Annotated in this window: 27 protein-coding genes; 18 read left to right on the forward strand and 9 right to left on the reverse strand. The window is 59.4% G+C overall.

Going from position 1 to position 23,502, the window contains the following annotated elements:
* Window positions 1-64 precede the first annotated feature (64 nt).
* The 4 genes from serB to ACR0KS_RS15020 are packed head-to-tail and all read left to right on the forward strand — an operon-like array spanning window position 65 to window position 2,074.
* On the forward strand, window positions 65-943 hold the full coding sequence (gene serB / locus ACR0KS_RS15005) for a phosphoserine phosphatase SerB (RefSeq protein WP_170567330.1): 879 nt from the start codon (window positions 65-67) through the stop codon (window positions 941-943).
* Window positions 944-987: 44 nt separating this feature from the next.
* Entirely contained in the window at window positions 988-1,317 is a 330-nt protein-coding gene (locus tag ACR0KS_RS15010; protein WP_170567329.1) for a metalloregulator ArsR/SmtB family transcription factor, read from the forward strand.
* A complete protein-coding gene (locus tag ACR0KS_RS15015) occupies window positions 1,305-1,733 on the forward strand; it encodes an SRPBCC family protein (RefSeq protein ID WP_170485820.1) in 429 nt (142 codons plus the stop codon). The genes ACR0KS_RS15010 and ACR0KS_RS15015 overlap by 13 nt, the downstream gene beginning before the upstream one ends.
* A gap of 20 nt (window positions 1,734-1,753) precedes the next feature.
* The gene (locus ACR0KS_RS15020) at window positions 1,754-2,074 is read left to right on the forward strand and encodes a YciI family protein (RefSeq protein WP_170567326.1); all 321 of its coding nucleotides are present in this window, start codon (window positions 1,754-1,756) and stop codon (window positions 2,072-2,074) included.
* 3 nt (window positions 2,075-2,077) lie between these two features.
* On the opposite strand, the gene ACR0KS_RS15025 is transcribed toward ACR0KS_RS15020, so the two are convergent.
* A complete protein-coding gene (locus ACR0KS_RS15025) occupies window positions 2,078-3,076 on the reverse strand; it encodes an asparaginase (protein WP_170567324.1) in 999 nt (332 codons plus the stop codon).
* A gap of 179 nt (window positions 3,077-3,255) precedes the next feature.
* Between ACR0KS_RS15025 and ACR0KS_RS15030 the strand changes: the two genes are divergently transcribed.
* The 5 genes from ACR0KS_RS15030 to ACR0KS_RS15050 all read left to right on the forward strand — a co-directional run bounded on the left by ACR0KS_RS15030 (window position 3,256) and on the right by ACR0KS_RS15050 (window position 6,745).
* Entirely contained in the window at window positions 3,256-3,792 is a 537-nt protein-coding gene (locus ACR0KS_RS15030; protein WP_170388835.1) for an invasion associated locus B family protein, read from the forward strand.
* 133 nt (window positions 3,793-3,925) lie between these two features.
* Window positions 3,926-4,093: a hypothetical protein gene (locus ACR0KS_RS15035; protein WP_170567322.1), complete on the forward strand. Its 168-nt coding sequence runs from the start codon at window positions 3,926-3,928 to the stop codon at window positions 4,091-4,093.
* A gap of 149 nt (window positions 4,094-4,242) precedes the next feature.
* Complete coding sequence (locus ACR0KS_RS15040) at window positions 4,243-4,620, forward strand: lysozyme inhibitor LprI family protein (protein ID WP_170567320.1); 378 nt, start codon at window positions 4,243-4,245, stop codon at window positions 4,618-4,620.
* Between the two features lie 79 nt (window positions 4,621-4,699).
* Window positions 4,700-5,890, forward strand: a complete 1,191-nt coding sequence (gene rlmN / locus ACR0KS_RS15045; protein ID WP_170567318.1) for a dual-specificity RNA methyltransferase RlmN — start codon at window positions 4,700-4,702, stop codon at window positions 5,888-5,890.
* A 228-nt stretch (window positions 5,891-6,118) separates the two neighbouring features.
* Window positions 6,119-6,745 carry a cytochrome P460 family protein gene (locus ACR0KS_RS15050; protein WP_170567315.1) on the forward strand — a complete coding sequence of 209 codons (627 nt, stop codon included), beginning with the start codon at window positions 6,119-6,121 and terminating at the stop codon, window positions 6,743-6,745.
* Window positions 6,746-6,749: 4 nt separating this feature from the next.
* Here the strand turns inward: ACR0KS_RS15050 and ACR0KS_RS15055 are convergent, their stop codons facing one another.
* Complete coding sequence (locus ACR0KS_RS15055; protein ID WP_170567314.1) at window positions 6,750-7,094, reverse strand: hypothetical protein; 345 nt, start codon at window positions 7,092-7,094, stop codon at window positions 6,750-6,752.
* Window positions 7,091-8,008, reverse strand: coding sequence for a J domain-containing protein (locus ACR0KS_RS15060; protein ID WP_170567312.1), 918 nt, complete (start codon window positions 8,006-8,008; stop codon window positions 7,091-7,093). The genes ACR0KS_RS15055 and ACR0KS_RS15060 overlap by 4 nt, the downstream gene beginning before the upstream one ends.
* Window positions 8,009-8,162: 154 nt before the next feature.
* On the opposite strand from ACR0KS_RS15060, the gene ACR0KS_RS15065 reads away from it, so the two are divergent.
* Window positions 8,163-8,549: a hypothetical protein gene (locus ACR0KS_RS15065; RefSeq protein WP_170567310.1), complete on the forward strand. Its 387-nt coding sequence runs from the start codon at window positions 8,163-8,165 to the stop codon at window positions 8,547-8,549.
* Here the strand turns inward: ACR0KS_RS15065 and ACR0KS_RS15070 are convergent, their stop codons facing one another.
* Together ACR0KS_RS15070 and ACR0KS_RS15075 are read right to left on the reverse strand one after the other, a co-directional pair.
* A complete protein-coding gene (locus ACR0KS_RS15070; RefSeq protein ID WP_170567308.1) occupies window positions 8,550-9,647 on the reverse strand; it encodes a cystathionine gamma-lyase in 1,098 nt (365 codons plus the stop codon).
* 3 nt (window positions 9,648-9,650) lie between these two features.
* A complete protein-coding gene (locus tag ACR0KS_RS15075; protein ID WP_170388826.1) occupies window positions 9,651-10,493 on the reverse strand; it encodes an LOG family protein in 843 nt (280 codons plus the stop codon).
* A 79-nt stretch (window positions 10,494-10,572) separates the two neighbouring features.
* On the opposite strand from ACR0KS_RS15075, the gene ACR0KS_RS15080 reads away from it, so the two are divergent.
* Both ACR0KS_RS15080 and dapD read left to right on the forward strand, forming a co-directional pair.
* Window positions 10,573-11,490 carry a threonine/serine dehydratase gene (locus tag ACR0KS_RS15080; RefSeq protein WP_170567306.1) on the forward strand — a complete coding sequence of 306 codons (918 nt, stop codon included), beginning with the start codon at window positions 10,573-10,575 and terminating at the stop codon, window positions 11,488-11,490.
* 107 nt (window positions 11,491-11,597) lie between these two features.
* Window positions 11,598-12,425: a 2,3,4,5-tetrahydropyridine-2,6-dicarboxylate N-succinyltransferase gene (gene dapD / locus ACR0KS_RS15085; RefSeq protein ID WP_170415773.1), complete on the forward strand. Its 828-nt coding sequence runs from the start codon at window positions 11,598-11,600 to the stop codon at window positions 12,423-12,425.
* A gap of 51 nt (window positions 12,426-12,476) precedes the next feature.
* Here the strand turns inward: dapD and ACR0KS_RS15090 are convergent, their stop codons facing one another.
* Window positions 12,477-12,812 (reverse strand): cupin domain-containing protein, encoded by a 336-nt coding sequence (locus tag ACR0KS_RS15090; RefSeq protein WP_170388823.1) that lies wholly within the window; start codon window positions 12,810-12,812, stop codon window positions 12,477-12,479.
* Between the two features lie 96 nt (window positions 12,813-12,908).
* On the opposite strand from ACR0KS_RS15090, the gene ACR0KS_RS15095 reads away from it, so the two are divergent.
* A complete protein-coding gene (locus ACR0KS_RS15095; RefSeq protein ID WP_170567404.1) occupies window positions 12,909-13,253 on the forward strand; it encodes a hypothetical protein in 345 nt (114 codons plus the stop codon).
* On the opposite strand, the gene ACR0KS_RS15100 is transcribed toward ACR0KS_RS15095, so the two are convergent.
* A complete protein-coding gene (locus ACR0KS_RS15100; RefSeq protein ID WP_170567304.1) occupies window positions 13,250-14,308 on the reverse strand; it encodes a transporter substrate-binding domain-containing protein in 1,059 nt (352 codons plus the stop codon). The two genes, ACR0KS_RS15095 and ACR0KS_RS15100, sit on opposite strands and share 4 nt — an antisense overlap.
* A 208-nt stretch (window positions 14,309-14,516) precedes the next feature.
* On the opposite strand from ACR0KS_RS15100, the gene dapE reads away from it, so the two are divergent.
* From dapE to ACR0KS_RS15120, 4 genes are all read left to right on the forward strand, one after another.
* Complete coding sequence (gene dapE, locus ACR0KS_RS15105; RefSeq protein ID WP_170567302.1) at window positions 14,517-15,656, forward strand: succinyl-diaminopimelate desuccinylase; 1,140 nt, start codon at window positions 14,517-14,519, stop codon at window positions 15,654-15,656.
* 1 nt (window position 15,657) lies between these two features.
* Entirely contained in the window at window positions 15,658-16,233 is a 576-nt protein-coding gene (locus tag ACR0KS_RS15110) for a TIGR04282 family arsenosugar biosynthesis glycosyltransferase (RefSeq protein ID WP_170567293.1), read from the forward strand.
* 50 nt (window positions 16,234-16,283) lie between these two features.
* Window positions 16,284-18,542, forward strand: a complete 2,259-nt coding sequence (rnr, locus tag ACR0KS_RS15115; RefSeq protein WP_170567291.1) for a ribonuclease R — start codon at window positions 16,284-16,286, stop codon at window positions 18,540-18,542.
* A 197-nt stretch (window positions 18,543-18,739) separates the two neighbouring features.
* Window positions 18,740-20,038 (forward strand): lytic murein transglycosylase, encoded by a 1,299-nt coding sequence (locus tag ACR0KS_RS15120; protein ID WP_170567282.1) that lies wholly within the window; start codon window positions 18,740-18,742, stop codon window positions 20,036-20,038.
* A 57-nt stretch (window positions 20,039-20,095) separates the two neighbouring features.
* Here the strand turns inward: ACR0KS_RS15120 and ACR0KS_RS15125 are convergent, their stop codons facing one another.
* Window positions 20,096-21,493 (reverse strand): aspartate aminotransferase family protein, encoded by a 1,398-nt coding sequence (locus tag ACR0KS_RS15125; RefSeq protein WP_170567280.1) that lies wholly within the window; start codon window positions 21,491-21,493, stop codon window positions 20,096-20,098.
* Window positions 21,494-21,568: 75 nt separating this feature from the next.
* A complete protein-coding gene (locus ACR0KS_RS15130; protein ID WP_170567278.1) occupies window positions 21,569-22,252 on the reverse strand; it encodes a GntR family transcriptional regulator in 684 nt (227 codons plus the stop codon).
* Window positions 22,253-22,392: 140 nt separating this feature from the next.
* Between ACR0KS_RS15130 and ACR0KS_RS15135 the strand changes: the two genes are divergently transcribed.
* Window positions 22,393-23,478 (forward strand): polyamine ABC transporter substrate-binding protein, encoded by a 1,086-nt coding sequence (locus tag ACR0KS_RS15135; RefSeq protein WP_170388814.1) that lies wholly within the window; start codon window positions 22,393-22,395, stop codon window positions 23,476-23,478.
* Window positions 23,479-23,502: the final 24 nt, after the last annotated feature.

Genomic DNA, 23,502 nt, shown 5'->3' on the forward strand with positions numbered 1-23,502 from the left:
AATCTGTCTCTGGTGAAAATGCTGCACCTGCGATATGCGCAGGGCAACTTGCAGGAGACCGAAGATGTACGTTGCCACACTGATCACCAACCCCGACGCGCCGACGCTTAACCAGACACTGGTGGAGTCGTTGCGCAATGCGTGGGGCGGGGGCGACATCGTTTGGCTTAGCCCGGACGAGGCGGCCGAGTTTTCGGTACCTCAAACGCCGGACAATCAATGGGTCGTCTGGGCGGATCTGCAGAACATGGGCGTTGATCTGGTTGTGCAACCCACCGAAGGGCGGCGAAAGAAGATGCTGCTGGCCGATATGGACAGCACAATGATCCAGCAGGAATGTATCGATGAGCTGGCGGATGAAGCGGGCGTAGGCGACCGCGTCAAGGATATCACCGCCCGCGCGATGAACGGAGAGCTGGATTTCGAGGGCGCGCTGACCGAACGTGTCGGTTTGCTGAAGGGTCTGGACGAGGCCGTGATTGCCAAAGTGCTGGCCGAACGGATCACCCTGATGCCCGGTGGCAAGGAACTGGTTGCGACCATGCGCGCAACCGGCGGATACGCAGCGCTTGTCTCAGGCGGGTTCACGGCCTTCACGGCAAAAGTCGCAGAGGTCTTGGGCTTCGATGAGAACCGGGCCAACACCCTGCTGGCCGAGAACGGTGAACTGACCGGCGACGTTCAGCGGCCAATTCTGGGACGGCAGGCCAAGGTGGACGCTCTGGAACAGATCACGGCACGGTTGGGTTTGTCCGAGGCGGATGTGATTGCCGTGGGCGACGGGGCAAATGATCTTGGGATGCTGGGCCGCGCCGGAACGGGGGTCGCGCTGCATGCCAAGCCCTCGGTCGCCGAGAAATGCGATGTTCGGGTCAACCACGGCGATCTGACCGCTCTGCTATATTTGCAGGGATACGCACGGTCCGAGTTCGCCCGGTCGTAACATCGGGGCTTTCCTCAATTTAACAAAAATGTTAATAAGTGGTCATGAACACACTTCTGACCGCCTTTTCCGCATTGTCCGACGCCACCCGGTTTTCGATCGTCGAGCAGTTGATGCAGGATGGGGAATTACCCGCCGGTGACCTGATCGAAGGGCGCGGCATGTCCGGTGCAGCGATCTCGCGGCATTTGAAGGTACTGCGCGAGGCAGGTCTGGTGCAGCAGCGCGTGCGCGGCACTCAGCGCATGTACTCCATCCGGGCCGAAGGGCTGCGGGCTGTCGCTGAATGGACCATCTCGAAACGGCAATTCTGGGAAAGCAGCCTTGATCGGTTGGGCGACGCTATCGAAAAGGAGCAGTCATGGCCGACCTGAAACTGGAACGAGAGTTCCCGATTGACCCCAAAGACCTGTTTGCCTGGATCAGCGATGCAGAAAAGCTGTTGCAGTGGTGGGGGCCGGAAGGCGTGCATGTGCCCGAACACAATCTGGATTTTTCACGCCTTGGCCCGTGGTATTCGGTGATGCAGAACGCAGAGGGCCAGCGTTTCAAGGTATCGGGGCAGGTCACGCATGTCGATCCGCCCAAATCCGTTGGGTTTACGTGGGGTTGGCATGACGATCAGGACCGGCGCGGTGCCGAAAGCCACGTCACGCTATTTGTTGAACCCGCTGGCCAAGGCGCACGGCTGATCATTGATCACCGCGATCTGGGTGACGACGATATCGCGGCCAACCACGAAAAAGGCTGGACGTCGACGCTCGACAAGCTTGCTGCACAGTTGAATTAGATTTCATTAGGGAGGAAAAAATGCCGCAATTTCTATTTGTTTATCACGGTGGCCATACCCCGACCGACCCGGCCGAGATCGAAGCGACCATGGCTGCCTGGGGTGCATGGTTCCAGAATATGGGCGCGGCGCTTGAAATCCCCGGAAACCCGGTTGGCCAGTCTTTTACGGTCAGTTCCAGCGGTGTGGTCGACAATGGCGGCGCAAACCCGGCTTCGGGCTTTACCGTCATCAAGGCCGACAGCATGGATGCGGCAACCGAGATGGCCAAGGGATGCCCAATGGTGGTGAACGGCTCTGGCTCGGTCGAGGTGGCCGAGGTGCACGAGATCGAGATGTGACGCCTAGCCGGGGAACCCCGGCGCTGGGCGGATCAGCCCACATTCCAGACCGCGACGGCTGTATTGCGTGGCGTTCATGAATTTGCGGGTGGCCGGGTGATCGGCCTCCAGCACGCCGAGGCTGACCAGAATGGCGGCAATGGCACATTCGCTTGCACGCGTGGTGCCGTCGGTGATCTTCAGCGCGACCCCCATGCGTTTTTCGGGAACGATGGCGACAAAGACGGCCTCGGCCCCGGTCTTGATTGCTGCACGGCCCTGCATGGCGCGCATCAGCTCGGTGCAGGCGCGGCTTTCCCCGGCAACAAGTTCAGGATGTTTGATCATCGCAGCCGTCAGTTGCGCCGCCGCGTCGCTGGCCCGATCCGACCTGTCTGCGGCGCTGGCGAACCACGCCATCGACCGCGCCAGCCCAGCCAGCGAGGTTGCAAAGTTCGGGGCCGAGCAGCCGTCGATCCCATAGGCCGGGCTGGTTTCGCCCGTTGTTTCTTCGATGGCTGACAGGCAGGCCTGTTGCACGGGATGGTCGATCTCAAGGTATTCCGGCCCGGCCCCCATATGCTGGGTCACGGTCAGGAACCCGCAATGCTTGCCAGAGCAGTTGTTGTGGATCTGGCAGGGCGTGTCATCCGCCAATATCAAACCGTCGCGTGCCGCCATGTCCTGCGGTTCTTGCGGACCGCAGCGCAGGTCATGTTCGGTCAGGCCCAGATGATCCAACCAGGCCGACACCCGATCCGTGTGAATATGCGCGCCGCTGTGGGACGCGCAGGCCAGCGCCAGATGCTCGGAATTCAGCCGGTATGTCGCCGCCGCTCCGGATGTGATCAGCGGCAGCCCCTGGATCATCTTGGCCGAGGATCGCGGATAGATCACCGCGTTGGGATCACCCCAGCTTTGCACGATCTGGCCGCTGTCGTCGCAGATCACCGCGTGGCCCAGATGCAGGCTTTCCAGCAAGGGGCCGCGCCACAGTTCTGTCATTGGTACTGGCTGCGTCATCTGGACCCTCCGTAACATGCGCAAAATTCTGCCAATCGCCCTTTCGCCTGTGGCGAAACCTGCGTTAGTGTGTGTATGTCGACAATCACCGGAATACGCAACTTACAGACGAACCAGGCAGGGTTCGCAGGCGACTCCGGTGGGTATGAGGTATTAGGTCGAGCTAGGAGGCTGGACAGATGGGATCAAAGCTTGTCCGCGTGATCGCGGGCCTTTGCGTGGCAGGGATGGCCACAACAGCAACCGCTCAGCAGGCGACCAGCACAAATCGGGTGGCAGCCAAAACGGACTGGAGCGTGTTCGTCGAGGATGATCCTACCGAATGCTGGAGCGTGTCCGCCCCGAAGGAAACGGTGAACACTCGCGGAGGGCGTGTTGTTTCGGTGCGGCGCAGCGACATCCTGCTGTTTGTTTTCTACCGCCCCAACGCCGAAGTGAAGGGTCAGGTCACATTCACTGGCGGCTATCCCTTTGCAGCCGGTTCGACAGTCAATCTGGACGTTGACGGCACCAAGTTCGAGCTGATCACCGAAGGCGAATGGGCATGGCCCGCGACCGAAGGTGAAGACCTGAAAGTGGTTGCAGCCATGAAGCGCGGCACCGAAGCTGTTCTGACAGCCCGATCCGAGCGTGGCACGCAAACCAAAGACACCTTCTCGCTGTTGGGGTTCACGGCTGCGATCGAAGATGCCGAAAAGCGGTGTACCAGCCAATAAACTTTGCCAAAAGTTCGTTCCGTTTTTCAATGGGTTTCCTTTAGTCGGATGTTGACCCTTAATTTGATCCGTATCAAAGAGAGGGTTCGAATTATCTGAACTAATCGGTTCAGTGAGAACGAAGGAACTTGATATGCTGAATAAATCTCTTGCCATGTTGTTGGTGACGGCTGCCGTATTTCTTAGTGCGTGTGAAAAAGAAGCTGATACCTATCCGGTATCCGGCGAACAGTGCGGCCCGCAAGATCCGGTGCAAACGCTGGACGCCACGGATTGTGATATCCTGCCTGCCGGGGTCTGATCGTCTTTCGGCACCAGAATCCAGTCTGAGCTAGCCTACGGGCTTCGGTCGCATGAGCCAAGCTGATGCGACCGAACCGCGTTTGGGGTCATTGCCGATTGCGTGCTATTGTAGCCGCCATTGCATCAATGATTTCCCCGGGGTTGGCTATGCGTCTCGTCTTTTTTGTCTTGTTGTTCTCGTCCTCCGCCGTGGCGGATCCTGCTTTGGAGTGCGGGGATGCCAGTTCTCAGGTCGAAATCGGAACATGTGTCGGCGACATGGAAAAGCGTGTCGGGCTGGCGTTGGAGACAAGTTTTTCGATTGCGATGCAGGCCGCAAAAGAGTTGGACGAGGTGACACAACGTGTCGTCGCCCAACCCGCTTTGGAAGCCTCACAAGACGCTTGGTTAGGATACAGGGACGCACAGTGCGACGCTGTGGGTGCTTCTTTCGGGGGCGGGTCCGGGACAGGCATCGCCATCACCTCCTGCCGGGTCGAGCTTGGCCGGGCGCGTGTGGACGAATTGTTGCGGCTTGCAAATTGATCGGTACGATTCCTTTTGATCTTTGCGCTGTGTCCTATATAGAGGCGCATCCCAAGCCAGAATCTGCCGAGATAGCCCTATGTCGCCCAAAGCGCCGATCACTCAAGATGTCATGACCATTCCTCGCAAGTTGCCTGAGGGGAAGGTGAACCTTGTCGGGTTGACCCGCGATCGTTTGCGTGAGGTTCTGATTGAACATGGCACGCCTGAGAAACAGGCCAAAATGCGCACCGGTCAGATATGGCAGTGGATCTATCAGTGGGGTGTGCGCGACTTTTCCGAAATGACCAACCTCGCCAAAGCGTATCGCGCGCAACTGGCCGAGAACTTTGTCATCGAAATCCCCGAAGTGGTGACGCGGCAAATCTCTGAGGACGGCACCCGCAAATACCTTGTGCGGATCGCAGGAGGCCACGAGGTTGAGGTGGTCTACATCCCGGAAGAAGACCGTGGGACGCTATGTATCTCGTCTCAGGTCGGATGCACGCTGACTTGCTCTTTTTGCCATACCGGGACGCAGAAACTGGTGCGGAACCTGACTGCGGCGGAAATCGTCGGTCAGGTGATGATGGCGCGCGACGATCTTGAGGAATGGCCGACCCCCGGCGCGCCCAAGGACGAAACCCGCCTTCTGTCGAATATCGTCCTGATGGGCATGGGCGAGCCGCTATATAACTTTGAAAATGTCCGTGACGCGATGAAGATCGCGATGGACCCCGAGGGCATTTCCCTGTCGCGCCGCCGGATCACCCTATCCACATCGGGCGTGGTGCCGGAAATTGCGCGCACCGCCGAAGAGATTGGCTGTTTGCTTGCCATTTCCTTCCACGCAACGACCGACGAAACCCGCGACGTGCTCGTGCCGATCAACAAACGCTGGAACATCGAGGAATTGCTGCAGGCGCTGGCCAGTTATCCCAATGTGTCGAATTCCGAGCGGATCACCTTTGAATATGTGATGCTGGATGGTGTGAACGACAGTGACGAAGACGCACATCGTCTGATTGATCATATCAAACGCCACAAAATCCCGGCCAAGATCAATCTGATCCCCTTCAATGAATGGCCCGGTGCGCCCTACAAACGCAGCTCGAAAAACCGCATTCGGGCCTTTGCGAATATCATCTACCAAGCGGGCTATGCCTCGCCGATCCGCAAGACTCGCGGTGAGGATATCATGGCCGCCTGTGGTCAGTTGAAGTCAGCAACCGAGCGTGCCCGGAAATCCCGTAGGCAGATTGCCGCCGAAGCGGGTCTGGAAGGGCAGTAAGCCTAAAATTTGCGCGACCAGATACCAGATTTCCTGCGCTGAACGCTGTCTATTGCATGCGCAATTTGATATATTTGTCTGGTCAAAGCGGGTGAATTTCTTTCACGGCTGCGCACATTGCGGTGAATGTATTGAACCGAGTTTGGCGAGATTGTTCTTTGCCGCTATTATTTTCTTTTACCTGGCGCGGCTTTCAAATGAACGGAATTGACCAGTTGGGCGATCATTATGTTTTCACGGTTGATAGCACATAATCTCAATTTGCTCTGCATCTTGGCCGTTGCGGGCTTTGCTGCGAAGCAGGTGGCGGCTCAGTCAAGCGATGAGGACGCTCATCTCGCGATTGAGAATCCTGCAGAGCTTTCCAAGGATGAGGCGCTGCGTATTTATGAGTCTTTGCAGAAGCGAATGGCGCAGGGATATGCTGCTGCACAGCTTGAGCAGCTCAGAAATTACCAGAACTGGCCCTTGTTCAATGATGCGCCGTATATTTCAGCAACCCACGGGCAGCGGTTTGTAAACAGTTATGCAAACCGCATGGCACACAACTATGGCACTCTGCAGGACGGTGAGAAACTGCCGATGGGTTCCGTGCTGGCAAAGGACAGCATGACCGTTACGGACGAAGGCAATACGCATCCGGGCGCGTTGTTCATAATGGAAAAACTGGCCGAGGGTGCCAGCCCCGACACGGCAGACTGGCGATATATAATGGTCATGCCGGATGGGTCGCTTTTTGGGGACACGATGGGCGATCGCGCCAGCGCCGTTTCCTATTGTCACGATTGCCACGAAGCCGTCGCGGACCGGGACTACACGTTTTTCGTGCCTGAGGAATACGTGGTGGGGAACTGACCATTCACGTCCGGCTGAAACGCGCTGCTCCGATGACTTCGATCAGCGTCTGCCGAACGGGGTCGGGCTGGGCTTCGACCGCGCTCAGGACCTCACGCAGTTCAGCACGCAGCCCATGCATCTGGTCGATCAATGAGATCATCATGGCCAGGGCATCCGCCTCCATATCGTACTGCTCGTGCAGTTCGCAGGCCAGTTCAAGACGCGCCACGTCCAGACTGTGATAGACGAGTCCCCGGTCTGTTTGCTCGGGGATGACGATCTCGGCGGCGAGGTATTCGGACAAGCGCAGCGACGTCAGTCGGGAAACGGTTTCGATCAGTTCTTCTTCGGTCAGGGAACGGGTCATGACGGCATTCCTTTGCGCGGATCATAGCTGTGGCTCTCGCGCCAAGTCTCGAAAAAGCCCTTCAGTTCATCGTCAACTCGGTCAGGCATCGAGATTGTCAGCTCGATCAATTGATCTCCGCGCTCGTTTGATCCGCGTTTCTTGACGCCTTTCCCGCGTAATCGCAGAGTTTTGCCGCTGCTGGTTCCCGCAGGGACGCTGACATTTACACCGCCATCTATGGTTGGGGCCGGGACTTTGCCGCCCAGTATGGCCTCGTCGATCGAGATTGGCAGTGTGATGTGGATGTCGTCTCCCTCTCGCTTGAATACGGGATGTGGCGCGACCGAAACTGTGACCAGAGCATCACCGGGCGGCCCTTCGCCGAAACCGGGGTCGCCTTTGCCCCGCAGACGGATTGTCTGGCCGTCGGTTATGCCTGCTGGAATTTTGACCTCGATCCGGTCGCCATCGGGCAGCGTTAGCTTCTGGCTAGCCCCGAACACGGCATCCAGAAAGCTGATTTGCAGGCTGTAGGCGCGATTGTGGCCGGGCGCGTGGAAGTCCTGTGTGCGCTGGCCAAAGCCGCCGCGTCCCCGCATGAACTCGGCAAAGATGTCGGACATATCGTCCGGGTCCGCAGCCCGTCCGCGATAGGGGTTTCCGGCGGCCTCGGCATAGTCGCGGTAATATTGCTGCTGCGGACGTTCCTGACCCGAGGCGTCAATCTCACCATTGTCATATCGCGCGCGCGTGTCGGGGTCTTTCAGCAGGTCATAGGCAGCAGCGGCGGCCTTGAACTTGGCCTCTGCCTCGGCGTCGCCGGGTTTCAGGTCCGGGTGACATTCCTTTGCGATACGCCGATAGGCTTTCTTGATTTCGGCGGCGGTGGCGTCTTTCGCAACACCAAGGACGGAATAAGGATCGTCGCTCATCTCACCTCTCATCGGTGGGGGTCTGATCTTGATAGTTCCGTTTTATCATGCGATTTCAATAGGCCAAAAGGAAGGGGCTTTTGAAACGCCTCGCTAAATCTCTTAATCCTGCTAATATCTTCATGTTTCTAATTGATTGCTGACGGAGACCTCAATGACGCGCAGACTCAAGTCCATTCTGGCCCTGTTGGTCGGTAACGCCATCGGGTTGTTGCTTGCCGCGATTTTGCTGCCCGAATTTGCGATCCAGCCGATCTCGTTCATCGTTGTGGTGATCGTCTTCACGCTGGTTCAGTGGATTGCCGAACCGCTGATCCTGAAGCTGGGAGAGAAGCGCGCCCCCGCGATCAAAGGTGGTATCGCGTTGATCGTGACATTCGTTGGCCTGCTGCTGACCGACCTGATTACCAATGGCCTGACCGTGGGCGGCATCTCGAACCTGTTGGCTGCGACCCTGCTGGTCTGGCTGGGGGCGCTGATCGCCAGCATCGTGCTGCCGATCTATGTGTTCACCGAGCTGCGCGAGCCAAAGAAGAAGTAATCACAGTGCATTCAGGCTGCTGTTGATGGCCTGCCACAGCTCCTCGACCGGTTCGCAGCCGACTGAGAGGCGAATGAAGGCCGGGTCCACATCATCGCCCCAGCGCGCGCGGCGCTCGGCCGAGCTGTGGACACCGCCGAACGAGGTCGCAGGCCGCAGCATCGGGCAAGAGGTGATGAAGGTTTCGGCCTTGTCTTCGCTTTCCAGCGTGATTGACAGCAGGAACCCGAACCGCGCGGTCTGAGCCTTGGCCAGCATGTGCGCGGGATCAGAGGGTAGGCCGGGGTAACGAATGGCCTTCACCGCCGGGTGATCTGCCAGCCGTTCAGCCAGCACTTGCGCCGAGGCGCACATCCGATCGAACCGCACATCCAGCGTTTCCAGCCCTCGATGCAGCAGCCATGCCTCATGCGGGCCGGGGATCGCGCCGGACACGCGCCGCCATTCCTCGACCCGCTCCATGATCTGCGCGTTGCGGCTGGAGACATGGCCCATCAGCAGGTCGGAATGCCCGCCCATCGCCTTGGTGTCTGACGCGACAACCACATCCACCCCCAGATCAAGCGGGCGCTGGCCCAGCGGTGTCATGGTGGTGTTGTCGGCAATCGTGATCCCTCCGCCCGCGCGCACGGCTTGGGCAATCGCGGGCAGGTCCATCATGTCGAGGCCGGGGTTCGAGGGGCTTTCGACAAAGACCACGTCGAACCCGTCAAACCCGCCCTCGGTAAAGGTGGTCGTGGGGCGTTCTGTGACCGATATTCCCAGACCCGACAGGAAGCGATCCGCCAGAACGCGGGTGACATAATACCCATCGGACGGGATCAGAATGCGCGACCCGGCCTTGATGGTGGCAAAGAAAGCAGCCGAGATCGCGGCCATGCCCGAGGGAAAAGCCAAACAGGGTGCGTCTTCCAGATGGGCCAGTACATGTTCCAGATGCACCCATGTGGGGTTGTCGACGCGGCCATAGGTTGCCAAACCGTCCGGCGCACCGGGCAGGTGGTACATGCTGCTTTGTGTCAGGGGCAGCGCCACAGGATCACCGGCGTTCAGGGTATTGCCGCGCAGGTGCAGCATCTCTCCGGGTTTGGGGGCCATGGCTCAGCGCCCCGGAATGTCGTCGCGAGGCGGGGCGGGTTCCCAGTTCTCTATGATGTCGACCGCCTCTTGCGCGGTGTCGACAAAGCGGAACAGGTCCAGATCTTCGTCCGAGATGGTGCCCGCATCTGCCAGCGCCTCCCAGTTGATCACCTTTTCCCAGAACGCGCGACCAAACAGCAGGAAAGGCACGCGGTCCATCCGGCCGGTTTGGATCAGGGTCAGCGACTCGAACAGCTCATCCAGGGTGCCAAAGCCGCCGGGGAAGATGGTGATGGCGCGGGCGCGCATCAGAAAGTGCATCTTGCGGATGGCGAAATAGTGGAAGTTGAAGCTGAGTTCGGGCGTCACGAATTCATTCGGTGCCTGTTCATGCGGCAGCACGATGTTCAGCCCGATGGAACAGCCACCCGCATCCAAAGCGCCGCGATTTCCGGCCTCCATCACGCCGGGGCCGCCGCCGGTGACGATCACGTTCTCGCGGCAGCCTGTCAGGTTCGATTTCTCGGTCATCAGCCGGGCAAACTCACGTGCCTCGTCGTAGTATTGCGACAGACCGGCCAGCGTTTCGGTCCGGGCGGTGTGTTTCTGCGACGGTTCCGGGATGCGCGCACCGCCGAACATGACGATGGTCGAGGTGATCTCACGCTCGGACATGATCATCTCGGGCTTGAGCAGTTCCAGTTGCAGGCGCACCGGGCGCAGCTCGTCCCGGCACAGGAACTCGTCATCGGCAAAGGCAAGGCGATAAGCGGGCGAGCGGGTCTGCGGCGTGTCCGGCACCTCGCTCGCGGTCGAGCGGTCGGTCTGCGCGTCGCGGAACGGATTGTGGCGGTCTTCTCTCATGCGTGAAGCTTCCCTGCTTGCGTGTTTCCAAAACAGCTATAGGGTTCGCGGTCAGAGTGCCAGTCACGGAAGAACAAGAATGAATTGGAAGAGCAAAATTTCAGCAGCCGCCGACCGGATCGCCGGGTATGCGCAGGTGACGCCCGTGATGGAAAGCCGTGCGCTGGGGCTGGATTATCCGGTTGAGATGAAGCTGGAGCATATGCAGCACACCGGCAGTTTCAAGGCGCGCGGGGCGTTCAACACGCTGCTCAGCATGGATGTCCCTGAGGCTGGTGTCGTGGCGGCGTCAGGTGGCAATCATGGCGCTGCCGCGGCTTATGCGGCACGGGCGCTGGGTCATCAGGCCAAGATTTTCGTGCCCGAACTGGCCGGCCCGTCCAAGATCGCTTTGATCCGGCAAACGGGCGCAGATTTGAGCGTGGTGTCGGGCGAATACGCCAATGCGTTGACGGCGGCACAGGCGCATGAGGACGCGACCGGCGCGATGCAGATACACGCCTATGACGCGCCAGCGACGGTGGCTGGTCAGGGCACCTGTTTCGCCGAATGGGACGCGCAGGGGTTGCAGGCTGACACTGTTCTGATCGCAGTTGGCGGCGGCGGTCTGATCGCGGGCGCGCTGGCATGGCTGCAAGGGGCGCGTAAGGTTGTGGCGGTCGAGCCCGAGACATCCTGTGCGCTGAACGCCGCGTTGAGGACGGGGGAACCTGTGGATGTCACCGTCTCGGGGATTGCGGCCAATGCGCTGGGCGCGCGGCGGATCGGGTCGATCTGTTTCGGACTGGCACAGGGCATGACATCGGTTCTGGTGTCAGATGAGGCCATTGCCAAAGCGCAGCAAGTGCTGTGGCGCGCCCATCGCATTCTGGTCGAACCGGCGGGCGCAACAGCTTTGGCCGCGTTGCTGTCGGGCGCATACCAACCCGAGCCGCATGAGCGCGTGGCGGTGCTTATCTGCGGCGGCAATATCTCTCCTGACCCTTTGGGCGGCTGAAACCGGCGCAATCGGACGCAAACTGCGCCTTCTGCGTCGCATTGCGGCCAGTCCATTGCTTGCGTATAGGCAAGACCAACGTGAACAGATTCTGCAGGGAGCCCCCCATGTCCAACGCTCAACTCGAAGCCGCCATCGAAGCCGCCTGGGACGCGCGCGACACAATTACCCCCGCCACCACCGGCGAGCAGCGCGAGGCGATCGAGGATACGCTGAACGCGCTGGACAGCGGCGCATTGCGCGTGGCGGAAAAGCTGGAGAGCGGCGACTGGCATGTGAACCAGTGGGCCAAGAAAGCGGTTTTGCTGGGCTTCCGTATCAAGGATATGGAAATTCAGGACGGCGGCCCACAGGCCGGTGGCTGGTGGGACAAGGTGGACAGCAAGTTCACCGGTTGGGGTGAAAACCAGTGGCGCTCGGCCGGGTTCCGTGCCGTTCCGAACTGCGTGGTCCGCAAGTCGGCCTATATCGCGCCGGGCGTGGTGCTGATGCCGTCTTTCGTGAACCTGGGCGCTTATGTGGATGAGGGCACCATGGTTGATACCTGGGCCACCGTCGGCTCTTGCGCTCAGATCGGCAAGAACGTCCACCTGTCCGGCGGCGTCGGCATCGGCGGCGTGCTGGAACCGATGCAGGCGGGTCCGACCATCATCGAGGATAACTGCTTTATCGGTGCGCGCTCTGAGGTGGTCGAGGGCTGTATCGTCCGCGAAGGCTCGGTTCTGGGCATGGGCGTGTTTATCGGCAAGTCGACCAAGATCGTCGACCGCGAAACCGGTGAGGTCACCTATGGCGAAGTGCCGCCCTATTCGGTGGTTGTCGCGGGTTCGATGCCGTCCAAGAACAATGTCAGCCTGTACTGCGCGGTGATCGTGAAGCGGGTGGATGAAAAGACCCGCTCGAAAACCGGGATCAACGAGCTGCTGCGCGACTAAACCCCGCGCCAACCGAACAAGGGCCGCAGCACCGCGCTGCGGCCTTTTTTGTTAGCCCTTCACCGGATAGCGATCGGGTTCCTCGAACACGTCGATCACCCGCGATCCAGCCTTGATCTTGCCGCCATGTTCAACGCCCGAGGGGATCGAATAGCTGTCGCCGGGGCGGTAGGTTTTGGTTTCATCACCGATGGTCAGTTCTACCTCACCTTCGATCACCGTTCCCCACTGGGCCTTATGCGAATGCATGGGCAGTTCAAAATCCTTCAGAAAGGTGAAAAACGCCACCAGCCCGGCATCTGACCGGATCACGGCGGTCTGCACGACATCCTCGGGGAAGGGGACATCTAGGCTGGGAAAATCGGTGATGAAATCTGGATAGGTCATGAAGCACCTTTTTGGCTGACGGCAGGGCCACTATGACGAGGCGCTTACGCTAGCGCAATCGCTTGACCGGGACAGTGCATGGGGCTATGGCCCCGCATGGAAAAGCAAAAGAAACCCTCTCGTCAGCAAGTTTACACCCTGCTCGTGCAGATCGGCCGCAAGGACGGTGACGGTTTGCCCGAAGGCGCCACCGGTGCGGCGTTGATGTGCTTTGCCAGCGGCGTGGATGAGGCAGAGGCGGTGCGCGAGACCGTGGCGATCCTAAAACAGGCGGACACTGCGCCTCTGGATGTGATCGGCTATGGCACTCTGGCCGAGCGAGAGGCGCAGGGCCACGACATTGATCCCGATGAACGCGCCCTGATGCAGCGCGCGCTGGACGAGAACGCGGTTGTCGTCGCGCAGATGACACCGTTTTTTGGGGATGAGGGACCAGCTTAGTTCCGAACCCCGAACCACTTACGGTAAATCTCGTCATAGGTGCCGTCTTCACGCAAGGACAGCAATGCTTGGTTGACCTCCTCGACCAGTGGCGAACCGGTCGGGAAGGCAATTCCATAGTTTTCGCGCAGAAAAACACCACCGGTTACTGACGCGATCCGCCGCCCTTCGTGCGAGGCATAATAGGACAGGATCGGGGCATCAAACACAACGGCGTCCAAGTCTTCGTCTCTGAACGCCTCCAGCATTGGTTCCAGACCCTCATAGCCGACAAACTCGATCTCGCGCCGGTTCAAGAAATTGGCCGCGGTCGAACCGGTGATCGTGCCAACCTGCTTTCCATAAAGATCGTTGACCGAGTTCACGTTGCCGCTGATGGCGTCCACGGTCATCACAGACGTAATCCGCGCTGTGAAGACGGATACGATAAACAGCGAAGATACGACCAGAACAACGCCCAACAGCCGACCAAATGGGGTGCGCGGCATCCGTTCCTCGAACCCGCCATTGACCACCAGGTTCAGCGCCCACCAGAACGAAGGGAACCACGCTTCGTCCAGCTTGCGGTCGAAATAAGGCTGCGAGCGGCGTTCAAACACCCACATAAGCATCCCGCCGCCCAGAAGGATTGCAAAAGCAAGCCCGATGGCGATGAACAGCTCGGGTGACAACAGCGCCTGTAACAGCGAGGGGCGGCGCACCGCGTCGGATGGGACCATGATCTGCAAACCCGCCTCGAATATCGGCTGGCTGAAGTCCATTTGCGTTTCACGCAAGGCCGTGATCGAAATATTGGCGATCGCCAGATCCGCAGACCCGTCCTGAACCGATCCCAGCATGTCACTAAAGGCTTCGGTGCGGCTGATCTCGTAGTCCCAATTCAGGGATTCAGACAGCGCTGCGAGCAAGTCCATTGAAAAACCGGTCTGCGCTCCGTCTTCGACAAAGGAAAACGGGGTGCGGGTCACGGTGGCGACCGACAGAGTCTGGGCCTGGCTTTGCTGTGCAAGAACGGCGAAAGTCAGGCAGATCAAAGCGAAAAGGGCACGTTTCATCGTCAATTTACCTGTTTCGCCGCCCTGTAACGCAGTTTTGAACGGTGCGGCAAGATGGTCTTTGGGTAAACAGTCATGATTTATTGGAACGCCAATCTGGTGGATTGGCAAAAAAGCCACTGAAATCGTGTCTGCAGGGGTTGGCAATTTGCTCAATTCGTTGAATCTGTGCGCGATCCCGCGAAAATACAGTCAGAAAGAGACGAAAATGACAGATCCGGTACAATTGACAGCGGACCTGATCCGTTGCCCTTCGGTCACACCAGAAGAAGGTGGCGCCCTTGTACTGCTTGAGAAAATCCTGTCCGACGCTGGATTTGACTGCACTCGGGTAGACCGTGGCGGCATCAGTAACCTATTTGCCCGATGGGGCGCAAAAGGGCATTCGCGCAGCTTTGGGTTCAATGGTCACACGGATGTTGTTCCGGTCGGGGATGAGGCCGCATGGACCATGCCGCCCTTTGGGGCCGAGATCAAAGATGGGGTCATGTACGGTCGCGGAACGACGGACATGAAGTCCGGTGTTGCGGCCTTTGCTGCGGCCGCGGTTGATTTCGTGCGCGAAACGCCTCCGGACGGGGCGGTGATCCTGACCATTACGGGCGACGAAGAAGGTGATGCCGTGGACGGGACGACCGCGTTGCTGGACTATATGGACAGCGCGGATGAGAAGATGTCGGTCTGTCTGGTGGGTGAGCCGACCTGCCCCAATACGATGGGCGAGATGATGAAGATCGGCCGTCGCGGTTCCATGAACATCTGGTTCACCGTGACCGGGGTGCAGGGGCACGCAGCCTATCCGCATCGGGCCAAGAACCCGATGCCTGCAATGGCGCGGTTGATGGATCGGCTGGCCAGCCACGAGCTGGATCAGGGCACGGACCATTTTGATGCTTCGACACTGGCAGTGGTGACAATCGACACCGGCAATCCGGCGACCAACGTGATCCCTGCGCAATGTACCGGCGCGGTGAATATCCGTTTCAACGATCTGCATTCCGGGGCCAGCCTCAGCGATTGGCTGCGGGCCGAGGCCGCTGCGGTGGCGGACGCGTTCGGGGTTGAGATCGACGTGCGGATCAAGATTTCGGGCGAAAGTTTCCTCACACCCCCCGGTCCTTTGTCTGATCTGGTTGCCAAGTCGGTTGAGGCGGAAACGGGTATGAGACCAGAGATGTCGACCACGGGTGGCACCTCGGACGCGCGGTTTGTCAAAAATCACTGCCCGGTGGTGGAATTCGGACTGGTCGGGCGCACGATGCACCAGGTGGATGAATGCGTCGAGGTGGCCCAGATCGAGCAGCTCAAGGCGATCTATACACGCATCCTGCGGGACTATTTCTCCTGACATGCAGCGCACCCTTGTGATCATGGTGAAAGAACCGCGGCCGGGGCGGGTGAAGACCCGACTGGGCCGCGATATCAGCATGGTCGGGGCTGCATGGTGGTTCCGGCATCAGACTCGATCGCTGATCCGGCGCTTGCGCGATCCACGCTGGCAGATCGTGCTGGCGGTCTCGCCAGATCGCGAGGGGCTGACCAGCCGCGTCTGGCCTGCGGACTTGCCGCGCGCCGCGCAGGGGCGTGGTGATCTGGGCGACCGGATGGGGCGGATGCTGCGTGGGATGCCAGTTGGCCCCGTCTGCCTGATCGGTGCAGATATTCCGGGGATCACCCGCGCTCATATTGCGCGGGCGTTCAGGGCGCTGGGGTCTTCTCAGATGGCCTTTGGGCCTGCGCCGGACGGCGGCTATTGGCTGGTAGGCGCTCAGCGATTTGGTGCGCTGCCGAGTGGTCTGTTCAAAGATGTGCGCTGGTCTACCGAACATGCGCTGGCGGACACGCTGACCTCGATCCCCGGCGCGCGTGTTGCTCTGCTGGATCAACTAAGCGATGTGGACACGGTGGCTGATCTGAAACGCTGATCCGCTTTTTTAGTCATGACGCCGTCGCACGCCCGTGTTACGCCGAATGTATGAGTCGCATACCCACCAAGCAGGAGGTCCTTGATTGGATCTCGGCGAACCCCACCCTGACCTCGAAACGCGATATCGCCAAAGCCTTTGGGATCAAGGGCGCGGCGCGGATCGATCTGAAACGCATCCTGCGCGAGCTTGAGGCCGAGGGCCATCTGGAAAAGCGCAAGCGCAGCTATGGCGACCCGGATCGTCTGCCGCCGGTCAGCGTGTTGCAAGTGAAGGCGCCGAACGCGGATGGCGACCTATTCGCCCGCCCGCTGGAATGGCATGGCGAAGGGGTCGAACCCATCGTGCTGCTGATCACCCGCGCCAGCGACCCGGCATTGGGCGAGGGCGACCGGATTCTGGCCCGCCTGACCGTGGTGCATGAGGAAGACCACAATTACGAGGCCCGCCTGATCCGCCGCATCGGAACAAACCCCCGCAAGATCGTGGGTATCTTCCGCAAAGGGGCCGAGGGCGGACGGATCGTGCCCATCGACAAGGCAGGCCAAAACGAGTGGCTGGTGCCCGATGGCGCGGTACATGGGGCCAAGGATGGCGAACTGGTCGAAGCGGAACAGGCCGGCCCCAAGAACCGCATGGGCCTGCCCCGCGCGCGCATTGTGGAACGGCTGGGCGATCCTACCGCGCCCAAGGCGGTATCGCTGATTGCGATCCACCAGCATGGCATCCCGGATGACTTCCCCGATAAGGTGATTGATGAGGCTGACAAGGCCAAACCGGTCGGCCTGAAAGGGCGCGAAGACCTGCGGGATATGCCGCTCTTGACCATCGACCCTTCGGATGCGCGGGATCATGATGACGCGTGCTATGCCCACGCAGATGATGACCCCAAGAACCCCGGCGGTCACGTGATCTGGGTCGCCATCGCCGATGTTGCTGCCTATGTGCAGCCCGGAACCGCGCTGGATCGCGAAGCACGCAAGCGGGGCAATTCCAGCTATTTCCCCGACCGCGTGGTGCCGATGCTGCCGGACCGTCTGTCGGGCGATTTGTGCTCGCTGCACGAAGGTGTCCCGCGCGCCTGTATCGCCGTTCGGATGCAGATCGACGCCGAGGGTAACAAGATCGGCCACCGGTTTGTGCGCGGCCTGATGCGCTCGGCCGCGTCGCTGCACTATGCCGAGGTGCAGGAGGCCATCGAAGGCAATCCGAACGACCGCACCGGGCCGCTGTTGGAGACGGTCTTGAAACCGCTCTATGCCGCCTATGCCGCGTTGAAGTCCGCGCGCGCGGTGCGGCAACCGCTGGAGTTGGACCTGCCCGAACGCAAGATTGTCCTCAGCGATACCGGTGAAGTGACCAGCGTGGCGTTCCGCGACCGGCTTGACGCGCATAAGCTGATCGAAGAGTTCATGATCCTCGCCAATGTCGCCGCCGCCGAGACGCTGATCGCCAAACGCCGCCCGCTTTTGTTCCGAGTCCATGAAGAACCCGCGCCCGAAAAGCTGGAGAGCCTGCGGGAAACCGCGCAGGCTGCCGGGCTGAATCTGGCCAAGGGCCAAGTGCTGCAGACCCGTCACCTGAATGCGTTGCTGAATGCGGCTGCGGGGACTGAGGATGCCGAGCTGATCAATCTGACGACCCTGCGGTCTATGGCGCAGGCATACTATAACCCTGAGAATTTCGGCCATTTCGGACTGGCGCTGCGGAACTATGCCCATTTCACCTCACCCATTCGTCGCTATGCCGACCTGATCGTGCATCGCGCGCTGATCTCGGCGCATGGCTGGGGGCAGGACGGGCTGACCGAGGATGAAATCGCGCGGCTTGATGAGACCGCCACCCATATCTCGGATACCGAGCGCCGATCCATGATGGCTGAACGCGACACCACCGACCGCTATCTGGCGGCCTATCTGAGCGAGCGTGTGGGCAATGAGTTCACCGGCCGTATCAGCGGCATTGCCCGGTTTGGCGCTTTCGTAAAGATGGACGAAACCGGCGCAGATGGACTGGTGCCGGTGCGGTCGCTCGGGCGCGAATTTTTTCATTTCGACCGCGAAGCCGGGACGTTGATGGGATCGGATACCGGCCTGATCATCGCCATCGGCCAACGCGTTACCGTGCGATTGACCGAGGCGACGCCGGTGACTGGCGGGTTGGAATTGGAGTTGTTGTCCATCGACGATCAGGCTCTGCCCCGGGGCCGTGGCCCTGCCAAACGCGGCGCACGGCGCAAGGTTGTCAGCAGCAAACGCAAGAAAGACAAAATCAAGCGAAAGATCGAACGCAAGCGCCGTCAGAGATGACAGGTCTCGCCCCTGTATTCCTAAGTCAATGGTGACGGGTTTCCCCGATCTGAACGGCAAGGTCGTGCGGCTCGGTCCAGTTAACCTCTGGCCGGATTGGGGCTGAAGGCGAAAGATTGCGACGTGTCTACATGATCGCTTTGTCGAAATGCAGTTTTGCGCTATCCTGAGGCTGAGCAGTAATCAGGAAATTCGGAATGCGTAAATGCATAGGCGGCGTCATGACCGCTGCATTATGGGCATCCATAGTGCAGGCGGAATCGCAGGACAATTCAGATAAACTGCAGGTCTTGCAGTTGGCCTCGGCCGATGTAACGGTCTCAATCCGACCGGTCATTCGACCTACAGCCAAGGAGTATCGGGTGTCTACCGAAGGAAACGCGCGATTTCAGGCGTGGCTGGGTGCCTTTCGTGAGCGCGCCCTTGAGCAGGGGATTTCCGGTTTGACCCTGGACCGTTCGCTGGAAGGCCTGACATATGACAAGGATGTCATCAAACGGGATCGCAATCAGGCCGAGTTTTCAAAACCAATTTGGGAATATCTGGACACCGCTGTCTCGGACCGACGTATTGCCGATGGCCGCGCAGGATTGCAGCGCCACGGCGACACACTGATCCGGATCGAGGCGCAGTATGGCGTTGAAAAAGAGGTTGTGGCCGCGATCTGGGGGTTAGAGACATCCTTCGGGTCCTTTCGGGGAAGCGACCACACCATCCGATCTCTGGCGACGCTTGCGTTTGATGCGCGTCGGGCGTGGTTCTTTGAAACTCAGTTGATTGCCGCGTTGCAGATCATTGAGGCCGGGGACGTCCGCCCTAACGACATGGTTGGAAGCTGGGCTGGGGCGATGGGGCATACGCAGTTCATGCCGACCTCATACCTGGATCACGCCGTGGATTTTGACAGAGATGGCCGCCGCGATATCTGGTCAGATGACCCGACCGACGCGTTGGCCTCTGCCGCGTCTTATCTGGCGCGCCATGGTTGGACGAAGGGGCAACCGTGGGGCGTTGAAGTTCGTCTGCCGCACGCGTTCGATTTTTCCACCGCCAAGCGAGACTACACGTTGTTGCCATCTGAATGGGCCGCGCAGGGTGTGACTGCAATGGATGGCAGCCCGGTGACAGATCATGGGCAGGCCGCGATCCTGCTGCCTGCAGGCGGGCAGGGCGTTGCGCTTATGATTTTTGATAATTTCAGCGTGATCGAGGCCTATAACGGCGCAGATGCTTACGTGATTGGTATCGGCCATCTTTCAGATCGCCTGTCCGGTCGCGCCCCGTTTCAAGCCGGTTGGCCGCGCGGGGATCGCGTGCTGAGTTTCACCGAGAAAAAGGAACTGCAGACGCGGCTGACCCAAGCTGGTTTCGACACGCAGGGCATTGACGGGCGGACCGGTCCCAACACGGTCAATGCCGTTCGCGCCTATCAACTGGCACAGGGGCTTTTGCCCGATGGGTATCCCAGCCTGAAACTGCTGGAACGCATGCGCTAAAAAAGGGCGGCCCCAAAGAGCCGCCCGTTTCAGTTTCCAAACAAGGTCAAATGCCGCTTATGACGCGGCTTTCATCAACGCCTGTTCGATGATGTCAGCCTGCGCCTCGTCCAGCGATTTGTGGATGCGCACAAACATTTCGTCGATATCTGACGGGGTCAGGACCAGCGGTGGCGAAATGATCATCCGGTCACCGACGTGGCGCATGATCAGGTTGTTGGCAAAACAGCGATCTCGGCAAACATAGCCTACGGTGCCGGGGGCCGAGGCGAACTTGGCGCGGCTGGCCTTGTCCGGGGTCAGCGCGATCGAGGCCATCATGCCGACGATTTTTGCCTCACCCACCAGCGGGTGATCAACCAGCGCCTCCCACTTTTCTTTCAGATAGGGAGCGGCGACGTCGCGGACATGTTCGACGATCTTTTCTTCTTCGAGGATGCGTAGGTTCTCTAGCGCGACTGCGGCCGCGACCGGGTGGCCGGAATAGGTGTAGCCGTGGTTGAACTCGGTCCCGCCGATGACCTCGGCAATCTCGTCATTGACGATTGACCCACCGATGGGCGCATAGCCCGAGCTGAGACCCTTGGCGATTGTCATGATATCGGGGCGGATGCCCACAGTTTGCGAGCCGAACCAGTTGCCGGTGCGACCGAAGCCGCAGATCACCTCATCCGCGATCAGCAGAATATCGTATTTGTCGCAGATGCGCTGGATTTCGGGCCAGTACGTGTCAGGTGCCACGATCACGCCGCCAGCGCCCTGCACGGGTTCCGCGATGAAGGCCGCGACGCGGTTTTCACCCAGTTCCAGGATCGCTTCTTCCAGCTCGCGCGCGCGGGCCAGACCGAAGTCCTCGGGCGACATGTCGCCGCCTTCGGCCCACCAGTTCGGCTGGTTGATGTGATGGATGTTCGGGATCGGAATGCCGCCCTGTGCGTGCATCCCAGCCATGCCGCCCAACGAGGCCGAGCCGACGGACGAACCGTGATAGGCGTTATGGCGACTGATGATGATGTTCTTGTCGGGCTGGCCTTTTTCGGCCCAGTAGGTGCGCACCAGACGGATATTGGTGTCGTTGGCCTCGGACCCGCCAGCGGCAAAGAAGACATGGTTCAGATCGCCGGGCGCAAGTTCGGCCAGTTTCTTGGCCAGCGCGATGGCGGGCACGTGGGTGGTTTTGAAGAAGGTGTTGTAATAGGGCAGCTCGCGCATTTGACGCGCAGCGGCCTCGGCCAGTTCGTCGCGACCATAGCCGATGTTGACGCACCACAGGCCCGCCATGGCGTCCAGAATTTCTTCGCCGTCACTATCGGTCAGATAGACGCCCTTGGCGCGGGTGATGACGCGTGCGCCCTCTTTCCCAAGCGCGCCGTTGGCTGAAAACGGGTGCATGTGATGAGCGGCGTCCAGCGCCTGCAACTCGGCGGTCGGCATATGATTGGTGATGGTCGACATCAGGGAATCTCCTGCAAGAGCGGTTGGGAATCACAATATGATCAAATTTTTTCCTGTCAATCGAATCACGATAATCTAGGAGTTCGCTAACGCATCTGCCATCAGTTCCATGCCCTGTTCGATGTCTTGCGCGGTTGCTTTCATAACAAGATCAGCGTCCTGATTGCGAAGGGCTGCGATGATGTCCTTGTGACGGTCGGGCAGGCTCTGAGTTCCGAATCGACCGCATACGACCCGCAGCGACGGTCCGAATCTGAGCCATAGACGTTCTGCCAGATCGTTGAGAATCGGTGCATCGGCATGAGCGTACAGGGTTTCGTGAAACTGGTGGTTCAGTCGCAGATACCCGCTGACATCGCCGTCGGCGATTGTCTGGTCCAACTGCTGGTCAAGATGTTCCAGATAGTCGACATCGGCAGGTAAAACGTTTGTGGCCGCCCGTCTGGAAAGCTCTGATTCGATTGATATTCTTGCATAAATCATCTGTTCCACGTCGCGCTGTGTCAGCAGCGGCACGCTGACCCTGCGGTTGCCCTGAAACACCAATGCGCCGTCCGATATTAGCCGTCGGATCGCCTCTCGCACGGGGGTCATGCCAACGTCGAGCGAATCAGTCAGCCCTTGAATTGTGACGGGCTGTCCGGGGACCAGTTCGCCATACATGATCTGGGATCTGAGTATCTGGTAGACCTGTTCATGAGCGGGTCGTTTCTGATCGGATGCGGACGACCCGAGCGCCTTATTTTTGATCAAATCCAAGTGGTTTGCCCTGTTTCCAATGATGTTGACTTGCCAGGTGCCTGACCTCGTGAAACCATACTTGGGATCGGGGGAAAACGCAAAACTTGATCAAATCCAAAAAAACGGGAAAATACCCGTACACTTGCAGGGAGAAAAAAATGTCAATCAAAACGCTGACCATGACAGCGGTCCTCGCGCTTGGGACTTCGGCGGCCTTTGCCGAAGAGGTGCGAGTTTACAACTGGTCGGACTACATCGACGAAGACCTTCTGTCCAAGTTCGAGGAAGAAACGGGTCTGACCCTCATCTATGACGTGTTCGACAGCAACGAGGTTCTAGAGACCAAGATGCTGGCGGGTGGCTCGGGCTACGATGTTGTCGTGCCGTCGGGCACGTTCCTTCAGCGTCAGATCCAGGCCGGAGCGTTTCAGGAACTGGATGCTTCACAACTGTCCAATTCGGGCAATCTGTGGGACGTCATTCAGGAACGCACTGCGGGATACGATCCGAACAACGCCTATTCGATCAACTACATGTGGGGCACCACCGGGATCGGCTTGAACGTGGGCAAGGTAAAGGAAGTGCTTGGAGAGGATGTTTCCCTGAACAGCATGGACTTGGTGCTGAAGCCTGAGAACATGGAAAAACTGGCGACATGCGGCGTACATTTCCTGGACGCTCCGTCCGAAATCATTCCAATGGTTCTACAATATATCGGCGAGGACCCTGACAGCCATGACACGGACGTGATTGGTAAGACCGAAGAAATTCTGACCAGCGTGCGTCCGCATATTCAGAAGTTCCACAGCTCGGAATACATCAACGCGCTGGCGAATGGCGATATCTGCGTGGCCGTGGGTTGGTCGGGAGACATCCTTCAAGCCCGTGACCGTGCGGCCGAGGCCGATAACGGGGTCGAGATTGAATACCACCCGTTCGCCGAAGGCTCGCTGATGTGGTTCGACCAGATGGCGATTCCGGCAGATGCGCCGAACCCCGAAGGTGCGCATAAGTTCCTGAACTTCATTCTGGACGCCAACAACATGGCGGCAGCGTCGAACTATGTCTATTACGCCAACGGTAACAAGGCCTCGCAAGAGTTCCTTGAGGAAGACGTGATCGGTGATCCGGCGATCTACCCGGATGATGCGACGATGCAGAACCTCTACATCACCACGCCCTACCCGGCGAAAACGCAGCGGGTCGTGACTCGTCTGTGGACCAAGATCAAATCGGGCACCTGATCCGATTTTCCAAGGCAGGGCGGC

It is taken from the genome of Ruegeria sp. BC7 (assembly GCF_056539165.1).

Bases quoted from the DNA above. Each gene is read 5' to 3' on its own strand.
- rnr (WP_170567291.1), top strand. From the start codon at position 16,284: ATGAGTCGCATACCCACCAAGCAGGAGGTCCTTGATTGGATCTCGGCG.
- ACR0KS_RS15120 (WP_170567282.1), top strand. From the start codon at position 18,740: ATGCGTAAATGCATAGGCGGCGTCATGACCGCTGCATTATGGGCATCC.
- ACR0KS_RS15065 (WP_170567310.1), top strand. From the start codon at position 8,163: ATGACGCGCAGACTCAAGTCCATTCTGGCCCTGTTGGTCGGTAACGCC.
- ACR0KS_RS15015 (WP_170485820.1), top strand. From the start codon at position 1,305: ATGGCCGACCTGAAACTGGAACGAGAGTTCCCGATTGACCCCAAAGAC.
- ACR0KS_RS15035 (WP_170567322.1), top strand. From the start codon at position 3,926: ATGCTGAATAAATCTCTTGCCATGTTGTTGGTGACGGCTGCCGTATTT.
- ACR0KS_RS15055 (WP_170567314.1), bottom strand. From the start codon at position 7,094: ATGACCCGTTCCCTGACCGAAGAAGAACTGATCGAAACCGTTTCCCGA.
- serB (WP_170567330.1), top strand. From the start codon at position 65: ATGTACGTTGCCACACTGATCACCAACCCCGACGCGCCGACGCTTAAC.
- ACR0KS_RS15050 (WP_170567315.1), top strand. From the start codon at position 6,119: ATGTTTTCACGGTTGATAGCACATAATCTCAATTTGCTCTGCATCTTG.
- rlmN (WP_170567318.1), top strand. From the start codon at position 4,700: ATGTCGCCCAAAGCGCCGATCACTCAAGATGTCATGACCATTCCTCGC.
- ACR0KS_RS15090 (WP_170388823.1), bottom strand. From the start codon at position 12,812: ATGACCTATCCAGATTTCATCACCGATTTTCCCAGCCTAGATGTCCCC.
- ACR0KS_RS15060 (WP_170567312.1), bottom strand. From the start codon at position 8,008: ATGAGCGACGATCCTTATTCCGTCCTTGGTGTTGCGAAAGACGCCACC.
- ACR0KS_RS15040 (WP_170567320.1), top strand. From the start codon at position 4,243: ATGCGTCTCGTCTTTTTTGTCTTGTTGTTCTCGTCCTCCGCCGTGGCG.
- ACR0KS_RS15135 (WP_170388814.1), top strand. From the start codon at position 22,393: ATGTCAATCAAAACGCTGACCATGACAGCGGTCCTCGCGCTTGGGACT.
- ACR0KS_RS15025 (WP_170567324.1), bottom strand. From the start codon at position 3,076: ATGACGCAGCCAGTACCAATGACAGAACTGTGGCGCGGCCCCTTGCTG.
- ACR0KS_RS15125 (WP_170567280.1), bottom strand. From the start codon at position 21,493: ATGTCGACCATCACCAATCATATGCCGACCGCCGAGTTGCAGGCGCTG.
- ACR0KS_RS15075 (WP_170388826.1), bottom strand. From the start codon at position 10,493: ATGAGAGAAGACCGCCACAATCCGTTCCGCGACGCGCAGACCGACCGC.
- ACR0KS_RS15070 (WP_170567308.1), bottom strand. From the start codon at position 9,647: ATGGCCCCCAAACCCGGAGAGATGCTGCACCTGCGCGGCAATACCCTG.
- ACR0KS_RS15095 (WP_170567404.1), top strand. From the start codon at position 12,909: ATGGAAAAGCAAAAGAAACCCTCTCGTCAGCAAGTTTACACCCTGCTC.
- ACR0KS_RS15010 (WP_170567329.1), top strand. From the start codon at position 988: ATGAACACACTTCTGACCGCCTTTTCCGCATTGTCCGACGCCACCCGG.
- dapE (WP_170567302.1), top strand. From the start codon at position 14,517: ATGACAGATCCGGTACAATTGACAGCGGACCTGATCCGTTGCCCTTCG.
- ACR0KS_RS15020 (WP_170567326.1), top strand. From the start codon at position 1,754: ATGCCGCAATTTCTATTTGTTTATCACGGTGGCCATACCCCGACCGAC.
- ACR0KS_RS15100 (WP_170567304.1), bottom strand. From the start codon at position 14,308: ATGAAACGTGCCCTTTTCGCTTTGATCTGCCTGACTTTCGCCGTTCTT.
- ACR0KS_RS15110 (WP_170567293.1), top strand. From the start codon at position 15,658: ATGCAGCGCACCCTTGTGATCATGGTGAAAGAACCGCGGCCGGGGCGG.
- ACR0KS_RS15080 (WP_170567306.1), top strand. From the start codon at position 10,573: ATGAATTGGAAGAGCAAAATTTCAGCAGCCGCCGACCGGATCGCCGGG.
- dapD (WP_170415773.1), top strand. From the start codon at position 11,598: ATGTCCAACGCTCAACTCGAAGCCGCCATCGAAGCCGCCTGGGACGCG.
- ACR0KS_RS15030 (WP_170388835.1), top strand. From the start codon at position 3,256: ATGGGATCAAAGCTTGTCCGCGTGATCGCGGGCCTTTGCGTGGCAGGG.